Here is a 9963-nt window from a genome sequence, read left to right as displayed (position 1 = left end):
GGGCCGCGCCGGCTTTGCCGGTCGCGGCCCTTTCGTCATTCGGATTCCGTTTCCGAAACCCTCCCACGTACCCCCGTTTCCCCCAGGGTCGTGTCTCAGGTCCCCCGGCGGGTGCCGGGGGAGAATTGCTGCCGCTCAGTGCATCGTCATCCATTCGCGGGCTTCGCGAAGGGCCGTGGCGAGATCGGCCTTGCTCATCGACCGGGCAAGATCGGCCCGGAGCTCGGCGGCGCGGTCGCAACCGCGGATCGCCGCGATGTTCAGCCACTTGTGGGCCGAGACGAGGTCAGGATCGCAACCGCGGCCCGTCGCATACATGAGCCCCATGTCGCAGAGCGCTTCGGGACGCAGGTCGCCTGCCGCGAAGGTCGTTTCGGAAGTCTGCATGTCTGAGCGTGCCATCGGTTTTGTCCCTGTCTTGCCTGTCGTTTCTTTTCTTTCCCTGTTTTCCCCTTGCGGGGTTTCCGTCCGCCTCCCGGCCGTCTTTCTGCGGCGTTTTTCGGAGGCTTCCGGAGCGGCAGTTTCCCTGCTCGTTTGATGGCTCCACTATGCCACAGGGCCTTCAACGGGCGCTTAAAAGCCATGCTTAATTTGCTGAAAACAAAGTACAAATGCTTCGTAAAATTGGGTTTTCGTTAAGCATCGGAAGCTCTGGAAATTAAGGAATTCCGCGCACCTTTAACCTTCCGTTCAGATTTCGCCGTCAACCGAACGCTAACCACGAAATCCATTGTCCTCAGCATCCTCACGCGGCGAGACGCGGCAAGGACACCGCGCCGACCCCCGAGATTTTGGGCGGAAAGGCCTATTTACCTTTACGTTTGCGTAAGATAATTTTTCACGTCGAGACGGCCCCGGTGTGGGCGAGGAAGGGTCGAGCGTCCTCTGTCCTCGCGAAAGCCGGGCCGTCCGCACTGCCTTGGGGCATCATTTCGGGAGGAAGATTCACATGCGGAAGATCATACTGGCGATGGCGATGGCGTTCGGAGCCGTTTCGGCTCAGGCCGCCGAGCCGATCGAAGGAAACTGGAAGACGGCAAGCGGCTCCACGGCGCAGATCGCGCCCTGCGGCGGCGCTTTCTGCGTCACGCTGAAGAGCGGCAAGTTCGCCGGCAAGCAGATCGGCAAGATGAGCGGCAACGGCGAGAGCTACAAGGGCGAGATCACCGATCCGGAAACGGACAAGACCTATTCGGGCTACGGCACCGTCTCCGGCAACGCGCTGAAGATGAAGGGCTGCGTGCTCTCGATCCTCTGCAAGAGTCAGACCTGGTCACGTCTCTGATCGTACCCGTCTGAGAACGAAAACGGCCTGGAGATCCTGCGATCGCCGGGCCTTTTCATGGGCGGCTCTGGCGAAAGTACGCCGCTCAGCGGGCCGTCTGGTTGAACAGCACCTTCTTCGCCTCTTCGTCGGTCGCGACGTTGCGGCGCTTCTCCTGGCCGACGGCAATGCCGCGTTCGACGGCGGGACGCGCCATCATCGTCTCGAACCAGCGCTTCAGGTTCGGGAAGTCGTCGAGGTCCTGACCCTGGTTCTTGTGGGGCACGACCCAGCCGATCGAGGCCATGTCGGCGATCGAGTAGTCACCGGCCAGAAACGCGCGGTCGGCGAGCCGCTTGTTCATCACACCGTAGAGGCGGTTCACCTCGTTGGTATAGCGGTTGATGCCGTATTCGATCTTCTCCGGCGCATACTGGCGGAAGTGGTGCGCCTGCCCTGCCATCGGCCCCAGACCGCCGACCTGCCAGAACAGCCACTCTTCCACCTCGACGCGGGCGCGTTCCTCCGCCGGGTAGAACTTGCCGTATTTGCGGCCGAGATACTGCAGGATGGCACCGGACTCGAAGACCGAGATCGGCGCACCGCCCGGGCCGTCGGGATCGATGATCGCCGGCATGCGGTTGTTCGGGGAAATCTTCAGGAAGTCGGGCGCGAACTGTTCGCCCTTGCCGATATCGACATAGCGGACCTCGTAAGGCACGCCGAGTTCCTCGAGCATGATGGAGATCTTCCAGCCGTTCGGTGTCGGCCAGTAATAGAGTTCGATCGGTGCGGCCATGAATGTTTCCTTTAAGAAGGTTTGCCGGATCGGCGCAAAGGGATTTCGGATCGTCTTGCCGGCCCTTGGCCGGTCGTGCATCGGGAATGCCTCCACAATTTGGGAAGGACATCGCCGCGGTCAAGGCCGGTGCCTCCTCTTCCGCCTCACGTCCGCGTGACCGCCCCGCGGATGAACGGCCGATGAACCGCCGTCTCAGCAAGCGTTCAGACGCCGCGTGTCAAAACGGCATCATCGAAAACAAAAACGCCTTCCCGAGGGAACCGATCATGTCCGCAACGCTCCTCCAGTCCGCTGCCTCCGGCCTCAGGATCGCGCTCTTCGCCGCCCTCCTCCTAGGCCCGCTGACGGCCTTCGGGTTCGCCAAGGCCGAGGGTCCGGTGATCGGCAAGGCCGGCGCCGGCTTCGTCCTCTTCGTCAGCCTGCAGCGGCAGTCGATGAGTTGAGGGCCGGCGGACGCAGGCCGCTCTTTCCACCGCCGGCGGCCTCACGTCGTTTGCTTGTCAGAAAGTCCACTCTATAATGGAGCATGAACAAGCGAATCTCGACACAGACACCCATCAACTTCATCAGTCCCGAGCCCTATGAGCCGCGGGTTTTCACCGAAGCGAAGCCGGCGGTCGACGCACTGACGGCTCTCTACGAGCGCAACACCGCCTTCCTGATCGACGCCTTCGGCGGGATTGCCAAGGGCGCGCCGATCTCCGGACGCTACCGCGCCTTCTATCCGCAGGTGGCGATCGAGACGACGAGTTTCGGCCATGCCGATTCCCGCCTCTCCTACGGCCATGTCACGTCGCCGGGCCTCTACACCACAACGGTGACCCAGCCGCACCTCTTCCGCCACTATCTCGAAGAGCAGATCTCGCTTCTCATCCGCAACCACCAGGTGCCGGTCCTCGTCTCGGAATCGTCGACACCGATCCCGCTGCACTTCGCCTTCGGCGAGGGCGCCCATGTCGAGGCGGCGGCAAGCGGGCTCGCCGACCTGTCGCTGCGCGACATCTTCGACACGCCGGACCTCACCACCACCGACGACGAGATCGCCAACGGCGAATACGAGCCGCAGCCCGGCGAACCGCATCCGCTGGCGCCCTTCACCGCGCAGCGCATCGACTATTCGCTCGCCCGGCTCTCGCACTACACGGCGACGCGTGCGGCGCATTTCCAGAACTTCGTGCTCTTCACCAACTACCAGTTCTACGTCGATGAGTTCTGCGCCTTCGCCCGCAACCTGATGGCCGAAGGCGGCGGTGGCTATACCTGCTTCGTCGAGCCCGGCAATGTCGAGACGCCGGCCGGCCACAGTGAGCCCGAAACCGGGCTTGCACCGCCGCGCCTGCCACAGATGCCGGCCTACCATCTGAAGAAGCCCGGTCACGCCGGCATCACCATGGTGAACATCGGCGTCGGCCCGTCGAACGCCAAGACGATCACCGACCACATCGCCGTGCTGCGCCCGCATGCCTGGCTGATGCTCGGCCACTGCGCGGGCCTCAGGAACAGCCAGCGGCTCGGCGACTACGTGCTCGCCCACGCCTATGTGCGCGAGGATCACGTGCTCGACGACGACCTGCCAGTCTGGGTGCCGATCCCGGCGCTCGCCGAAGTGCAGGTGGCGCTCGAACAGGCGGTCGAGGAAATCACCGGCTACCAGGGCTTCGAGCTGAAGCGCATCATGCGCACCGGCACCGTCGCGACGATCGACAACCGCAACTGGGAACTCCGGGACCAGCGCGGGCCGGTCAAGCGCCTGTCGCAGTCGCGCGCGATCGCCCTCGACATGGAATCGGCGACGATCGCCGCCAACGGCTTCCGCTTCCGCGTGCCCTACGGGACGTTGCTCTGCGTCTCCGACAAGCCGCTGCACGGCGAGCTGAAGCTGCCGGGCATGGCGACCGCCTTCTACCGGACGCAGGTCAGCCAGCACCTGCAGATCGGCATCCGGGCATTGCAGAAGCTCGGCGCCATGCCGCCGGAAAGGCTGCATTCGCGCAAGCTCAGAAGCTTCTTCGAAACGGCCTTCCAGTAAGGCAAACGGCCAGTCGGGCAGTCTCTGCCCGGCCTCAGCCGCCGCGCCGCAGACGGTCGAGCGTGGAGAGCGCCACCGAAAGCAGCGTGCCGAGCAACGCCGAGATGATCAGGATCAGGTGCAGGTTGACGCTCGCGCGTCCGAGAATGTCCATCGCCGGCCGGGCGGTGGACGCGCCGAGCGAGACGGCACCGGCGACAATGCCCGCCGGATAGGTGCCGACGCCGGCCGGCGCATGGACGGGCAGCACCGAGGAGAGCTCGCCACCGAGCGCGCCGCCGAAGGCCGCGGCGATCGGCCCGACGCCCATAAGCCCGAGCACCCAGGCCAGCACCAGAACCTTGACGCCCCAATTGAGCACCGTCATGCCCCAGGCGCACACGAGCCCCAGGGTCGAGGCCGGCAGGCCGTCTTCCAGCCCTTCCGTGATGCGGAGCAGCTTGCCGGTCAGCCGGCGCTTCGCAAGTGCCAGGACCGGCGCCTTGAGCTGATAGGCGAGAAGCGGCGACAGCAGGAAGGCGAGCCAGACGGCGCCCGCCAGCGCCCGGTTGCCGGAAGCGGCAACGAGGCCGAGCCCGCCGGCTGCCAGCAGCGCATGGAGATCGAGAAGCCGCATGACGAGCAGCGCCGAGGTTCCGTGCAGCAACGGCACGCCGAATTCCGAGCGCATCAGCAGCGGAAAGCTGGTTTCGCCGCTGCGGAAGGGCAGCATGATATTCAGGAGATTGTGGACCTGCGCCACATGGAAGAGCTCGACGAAGCGTCCCTTGGTCTCGGCAGGGAAATAGTCGTAGAGCCGGTAGGTCCGCGCGAAATAGGTGGAGACGAGGAGTGCCGAGGCGAGCACTGCCGGGCCGTAGCCGATCTCGTTCCACTGGCCGAGGATCTGCCGCCAGCCCCAGAGATACTGCACGAAGCCCAGATAGAAGAGCACGGCGGCGACCGCGACGATCGTCACGCGGTGGCGCGCAAGGGCCGACGGCGCTGCGGCTTTCTCGTCTGTCTGCATCGGCCAGGCACTTCCGGATTGCACTTGGGGACCCGTTCCTATAACAACCGCGCCAACAAACGCCAGAGTTTTCCGGAGCCCTGCACCCGCGCCCGGGCCGCCTCGCGCCGCCGCCGCCCGGAAGACGCAATGACAAGGACATCCCGGTGCTCGCAACCCTGAGGCAGCGTCCCAATCTCGTCTTCGCGCTGCTTGCCGTCTATTTCGCGATCAATCTGGCATTGCGGCTCCTGCTGCCGCGCTCGCTCGACCTCGACGAGGGCGAACAGCTCTTCCTCGCGCAATGGCTCGCCGCCGGCTACAATTCGCAGCCGCCGCTCTACAACTGGCTGCAATACGGGGTGGTCGCCCTCCTCGGCCCGACGCTTTTTTCGCTCGCCCTCCTCAAGAACCTGATGCTGTTCGCCTCCTACGTCTTCTTCGGGCTGGCGGCGAAGACGGTGCTTCGAAGCCGGGAGCTTGCGATCGTCGCCGTCCTCGGGCTTCTCACCATCCCGCAGGTGAGCTTCGAGGCGCAGCGGGATCTCAGCCACACCGTCGCCGTCATCTTTTCGACCAGCCTCTTTCTCTACGCCTTCCTGCGCACGCTCACGACCGGCACCACCCTCTCCTACCTGCTGACCGGCTTCGCCGTCGGCCTCGGCGTGATCTCGAAATACAATTTCGTGCTGCTGCCGGCCGCCGCAGCCCTTGCCGTGCTGCCGGACCCCGCCTTCCGCCGCCGCCTCTTCGACTGGCGCATCCTTCTCGCGGGCCTCGTCGCGGTCGTCGTCTTCCTGCCGCACGGCCTCTGGTTCCTCGACCATGTCGGGGATGCGACCGGCCGCACACTCGGCAAGCTCACCTCGGAGGAAACGTCGGGCCGAGCCGAACAGATCCTGACCGGGCTCGTGTCGTTGCTTCTGGCCTTCATCGGCTTCTCGGCGCTGACCCTGCTGCCCTTCGCGCTCACCTTGCGCGAAGACCTGAAGGCGATCCTGCGCGCCCGCAGCGCGTGGACGCGGCTTTTCGCCCGCATCTTCCTGATCGCCGCCGCGGCACTGGTGCTGATGGTGCTTTTCGGCGCCACCAGCATCAAGGACCGCTGGCTGACGCCGCTCTACCTCGCGCTGCCGCTCTATCTCGCGCTGAAGGCCGAGGCCGCCGGAACCGACGTCTCCGCCGGCCTCCGCCGGTTCCTGCCGATCGCACTCGCCGTCATGGTGCTGGTGCCGGCGGTGCTGTTCCTGCGTATCCCCGTGCTCGGACTGATCGGCCGCTACGAGAAGATCAACGTGCCCTACGGCCCGGCGATCGAGCATATTCTTGCGGAAGCGCCGGCCGCTCCCGCTCTCGTCCTGACGTCGGACCTTCAGATGGCCGGCAATATCCGCCTGCACCGGCCGGACCTGCCCGTCTCCGTGCCGGGCCAGAATCCCGTCGATCCCGTGGTCGATTCCTCCCGCCCGGTGCTCGTCGTCTGGCGTACGCGCGACGGCCAGCCCGATCCGCGTCAGCCGGAGGTGCTCGCCTCGTGGATCGCCGGCAACGCGGCCTTCACGGTCGGCGAGACGGGCGAGGTCGCCGTGCCCTATCATTACGGGCGGACGGGCGACCTCTATCACGTCGCCTTCACCTATATGGTCCCGAAGGGGACATGACCGCCGAAAGCGCCGGATTTCATGAGCTTTTCACCATGTTGTTGCTTTTCCTCCCTATCGGGATAAGGCATTAAGGACTATCAGGCGGCGGGAAATGACCGCGATGAGCAACCGAGGAGCAGAAGAATTGGACGGCCGTACCGTATCCACCGACGCCCGTGAGGGCGCAGAGAACGCGCTCGAACTTTCGATCGTCGTACCCCTCTTCAACGAGGAGGAAAGTGTCGGTCCGCTGATCGAGCGCATCTGCACCGCGATGGCGGATTTCGGCAAACCCTGGGACCTCGTGCTCGTCGACGACGGCAGTGCCGACGCCACCGTCCTGCGGGCGCGCCAGTCTCTCGACCGCGAGGGTCTCGACCTCAAGATCGTCGAACTGCAGCGCAATTTCGGCCAAACCGCCGCCATGCAGGCCGGCATCGACACCGCCACCGGACGCCTGATCGCCACCATGGACGGCGACCTGCAGAACGATCCGAAGGACATTCCCGCCATGGTCGCCGCGCTCGAAGAACGCAAGCTCGACCTGCTCGTCGGCTGGCGCAAGAACCGCCAGGACGACCTGCTGATGCGCAAGATCCCGTCCTGGATCGCCAATTACCTGATCGGCCGCTTCACCGGCGTGAAGCTGCACGATTACGGATGCAGCCTGAAGATCTATCGCGGCGCCATCATCAAGCAGGTGCAGCTGATGGGCGAAATGCACCGCTTCATCCCGGCCTGGGTCGCCGGCGTCGTACCCGGCTCGCGCATCGGCGAAATGCCGGTCACCCACCACGCCCGCCAGTACGGCGTCTCCAAGTACGGTATCTCCCGCACCTTCCGGGTGATCCTCGACCTGCTTTCGGTGATGTTCTTCATGCGCTACAAGGCGCGGCCAGGCCATTTCTTCGGTTCGCTCGGCCTCGGCATCGGTGCGGTTTCGAGCCTCATCCTCGCCTACCTCTTCATCGACAAGTTCATCTTCGGCAATGACATCGGCACCCGCCCGCTGCTGCTGATCGCCGTCATGCTCGTCCTGTCGTCGGTGCAGCTCATCACCACCGGCATCCTCGCTGAGATGCTGGCGCGCGCCTATTATCGCGGCGACGACACGCCGAACTACATCGTCCGGGAGGTCATCACGCGGGAGAGCGCGCAATGAGGAAAGCCGGCAGCGGCAGCCGCGCGCTCGGCGTCACACTCGCCGCGGTCGCCGGCTATTACCTGCTGGCGATCCTTCACCGCAGCACCTTGCCGCCATCGCTCGAAGTCGACGAATCCGAGCTCGTCTACATTTCGCAGTTCCTTGCGCTCGGCTACGGCCGCCAGCCGCCGCTCTACGACTGGCTGCAGCACGGCATGATCTCGGCCTTCGGGCTTTCTATCGCAGTGCTGAGCGTGCTGAAGAACCTGCTGCTCTTCCTCACCGCCCTCTTCTACGGGCTCGCGGCCCGCGAGGTGCTGCGCTCGGGCACGCTGCAGGCCGTCGCGGTCGTCGGGATCCTCACCTTTCCGTCGATCTTCCTGATGTCGCAGCGGGATCTCTCCCATACCGTCGCGGCGATCCTCGCCGCAGCACTCTTCCTGCACGCCTTCTTCCTGACGCTGAAGAGGCCGAGCCTCGGCACCTATCTCTATGCGGGCGTCGCAGTCGCGATGGGGCTGCTCTCCAAGTACAACTTCACGCTTCTGCCGCTCGCGGCGATCCTCGCCGTGCTGCCGGAGGCGGAGTACCGCAAGCGCATCCTCGACTGGCGGATGGTGCTCGCGATTGCCGTCGCGGCCGTGCTCGTGCTGCCGCACGCCTTCTGGTTCCTGCAGAACCTCGATCTGGCGACCGGCGGTACCATGCGGGAGATGCGGGAGATCGAAGCCGGATCGAGGTTCCTGCGCGCGCTCATCGGGCTCGGTGCCCTCGCCTTCGCACTGCTGCGAGGCATCGCCCCGCTCCTGCTGCTCTTCGGCCTCGTCTTCCGCCATGACCTCGGCGCGATCCTCCGCGCATCGAGCCCGTGGACGCGGATCGTCGGCCGGATGCTGCTGATCCTCTTCGCCATCCTGGCGGTGATCGTCGTGACGCTCGACGCCACGAGCATCCGCGAGAAGTGGCTGGTCCTCTATCTCCTGCCGCTGCCGCTCTATCTCGCGCTCAAGGCCGAGGCGGCGGGCGTCGCGCTCGACGGCCGGCTGAAGACCTTTGCCGTTCCCGTCTTCGCGGTTTCGGTCGCGACGCTCGCCTATCTCTTCCTCGGCCCGATGATCGGCCCGCGGATCGGCGCATACACGCGCTTCAACGCCCCGATCGGTCCCTTCTACGACGCAGTGGTCGACGAGCGGGGTGCGGCGCCTGCCCTCGTGATCGGCGGCGACAAGCAGATCGCCGGCAGCCTGCGCCTCAATGCGCCGGAAGCAGTGGTGGCAATGCCCCATGCACCGGTCGAGCTGCCGCCCAGTGCCTTTGAAAAGCGTCCGGCCCTCGTCGTCTGGCGGAGCCCCAAGGGCGACATGGCCCCCGTGCCGCCGGTGCTCGTCGAACTCCTGACGAAGAGCGGACTTGTCTCCGGCGGCGAGGATCTGCGCCCGTCCTATCGCGCAGTGCCCTATCACTATGCCGCCGACGGCGACACGTTCGAGTTCGGCTACGCCTGGCTCGACTGATCACGCTTCCACGATCACCGGTTCGCAACGGACCGGGAAATTGACCGAATTGGCGATGAAGCACTTCTCGTGGGCGTCGTGGTGCAGGGATGCCGCGCGCTCGCGATCGCCGGCCGAGATCGTCACCCGCGGATGCAGCACGACCTGGGTGAAGCGGCCGCTGCCATCCTCCTCCGTCACCATGAGCCCCTCCGCACGGTCCTCGTAGGCGGTGACGACGACGCCGTTCACCGCGCAGAGATGCAGATACCAGAGCTTGTGGCAGGCCGAAACCGAGGCGACCAGCAGGTCCTCCGGGTTCCACCGCTCGGCGTCGCCGTGGAAGGCCGGATCGGCCGAGCCCGGTATGTCCGGCTTGGAGCGGGCAGCGATCACGTGGTCACGGCTATAGTCCCGGTAGCCGGAGGTGCCGGTGCCGCGATTGCCGATCCAGGTCACCGTCGCGCTGTACTCGTGATGTCTTCCGCTCATCTTTGCGATCCTCTCCAGCGTTGCCATCGCCCCGTCTCCGGTCGCGACTCTCTTCTTCGGCGCCGACAATAGGCCAAGCGCGACACACCTCAAAGGCAAGAACGCGGT

General features: G+C 65.2%; 10 protein-coding genes. 6 read left to right on the top strand and 4 right to left on the bottom strand.

What is annotated here, in order from left to right:
- Positions 1 to 135: 135 nt before the first annotated feature.
- A complete protein-coding gene (locus NHF53_RS06020; RefSeq protein WP_114361899.1) occupies positions 136 to 402 on the bottom strand; it encodes a sel1 repeat family protein in 267 nt (88 codons plus the stop codon).
- Positions 403 to 949: 547 nt separating this feature from the next.
- Between NHF53_RS06020 and NHF53_RS06015 the strand changes: the two genes are divergently transcribed.
- Positions 950 to 1285: a DUF2147 domain-containing protein gene (locus tag NHF53_RS06015; protein WP_114361898.1), complete on the top strand. Its 336-nt coding sequence runs from the start codon at positions 950 to 952 to the stop codon at positions 1283 to 1285.
- Between the two features lie 85 nt (positions 1286 to 1370).
- Here NHF53_RS06015 and NHF53_RS06010 read toward each other — a convergent pair whose 3' ends face one another.
- Positions 1371 to 2063 (bottom strand): glutathione S-transferase family protein, encoded by a 693-nt coding sequence (locus NHF53_RS06010; RefSeq protein WP_252833498.1) that lies wholly within the window; start codon positions 2061 to 2063, stop codon positions 1371 to 1373.
- Between the two features lie 269 nt (positions 2064 to 2332).
- Here NHF53_RS06010 and NHF53_RS06005 point away from each other — a divergent pair, with 269 nt between their 5' ends.
- Together NHF53_RS06005 and NHF53_RS06000 are read left to right on the top strand one after the other, a co-directional pair.
- On the top strand, positions 2333 to 2509 hold the full coding sequence (locus NHF53_RS06005) for a hypothetical protein (RefSeq protein ID WP_170141798.1): 177 nt from the start codon (positions 2333 to 2335) through the stop codon (positions 2507 to 2509).
- Positions 2510 to 2592: 83 nt separating this feature from the next.
- On the top strand, positions 2593 to 4095 hold the full coding sequence (locus tag NHF53_RS06000; RefSeq protein WP_252833497.1) for an AMP nucleosidase: 1503 nt from the start codon (positions 2593 to 2595) through the stop codon (positions 4093 to 4095).
- 34 nt (positions 4096 to 4129) lie between these two features.
- Here the strand turns inward: NHF53_RS06000 and NHF53_RS05995 are convergent, their stop codons facing one another.
- Positions 4130 to 5104, bottom strand: coding sequence for a lysylphosphatidylglycerol synthase domain-containing protein (locus tag NHF53_RS05995; RefSeq protein ID WP_252833496.1), 975 nt, complete (start codon positions 5102 to 5104; stop codon positions 4130 to 4132).
- A gap of 146 nt (positions 5105 to 5250) precedes the next feature.
- Here NHF53_RS05995 and NHF53_RS05990 point away from each other — a divergent pair, with 146 nt between their 5' ends.
- The 3 genes from NHF53_RS05990 (at position 5251) to NHF53_RS05980 (ending at position 9384) form a co-directional block, all read left to right on the top strand.
- Positions 5251 to 6744, top strand: a complete 1494-nt coding sequence (locus NHF53_RS05990; protein WP_252833495.1) for a glycosyltransferase family 39 protein — start codon at positions 5251 to 5253, stop codon at positions 6742 to 6744.
- A 103-nt stretch (positions 6745 to 6847) separates the two neighbouring features.
- Complete coding sequence (locus tag NHF53_RS05985; protein ID WP_252833494.1) at positions 6848 to 7888, top strand: glycosyltransferase family 2 protein; 1041 nt, start codon at positions 6848 to 6850, stop codon at positions 7886 to 7888.
- Positions 7885 to 9384, top strand: coding sequence for a glycosyltransferase family 39 protein (locus tag NHF53_RS05980; RefSeq protein WP_252833493.1), 1500 nt, complete (start codon positions 7885 to 7887; stop codon positions 9382 to 9384). Before NHF53_RS05985 ends, NHF53_RS05980 begins: the two co-directional genes overlap by 4 nt.
- Here the strand turns inward: NHF53_RS05980 and NHF53_RS05975 are convergent, their stop codons facing one another.
- Entirely contained in the window at positions 9385 to 9855 is a 471-nt protein-coding gene (locus NHF53_RS05975) for an OsmC family protein (RefSeq protein WP_252834922.1), read from the bottom strand. It lies immediately after the preceding gene.
- Between the last annotated feature and the right edge of the window lie 108 nt (positions 9856 to 9963).

The sequence above is a fragment of the Ciceribacter sp. RN22 genome, assembly GCF_024054295.1.
GTDB classification, from domain to species: domain Bacteria; phylum Pseudomonadota; class Alphaproteobacteria; order Rhizobiales; family Rhizobiaceae; genus Allorhizobium; species Allorhizobium lividum.
This window is presented reverse-complemented; position numbering and strand designations above follow the sequence as displayed.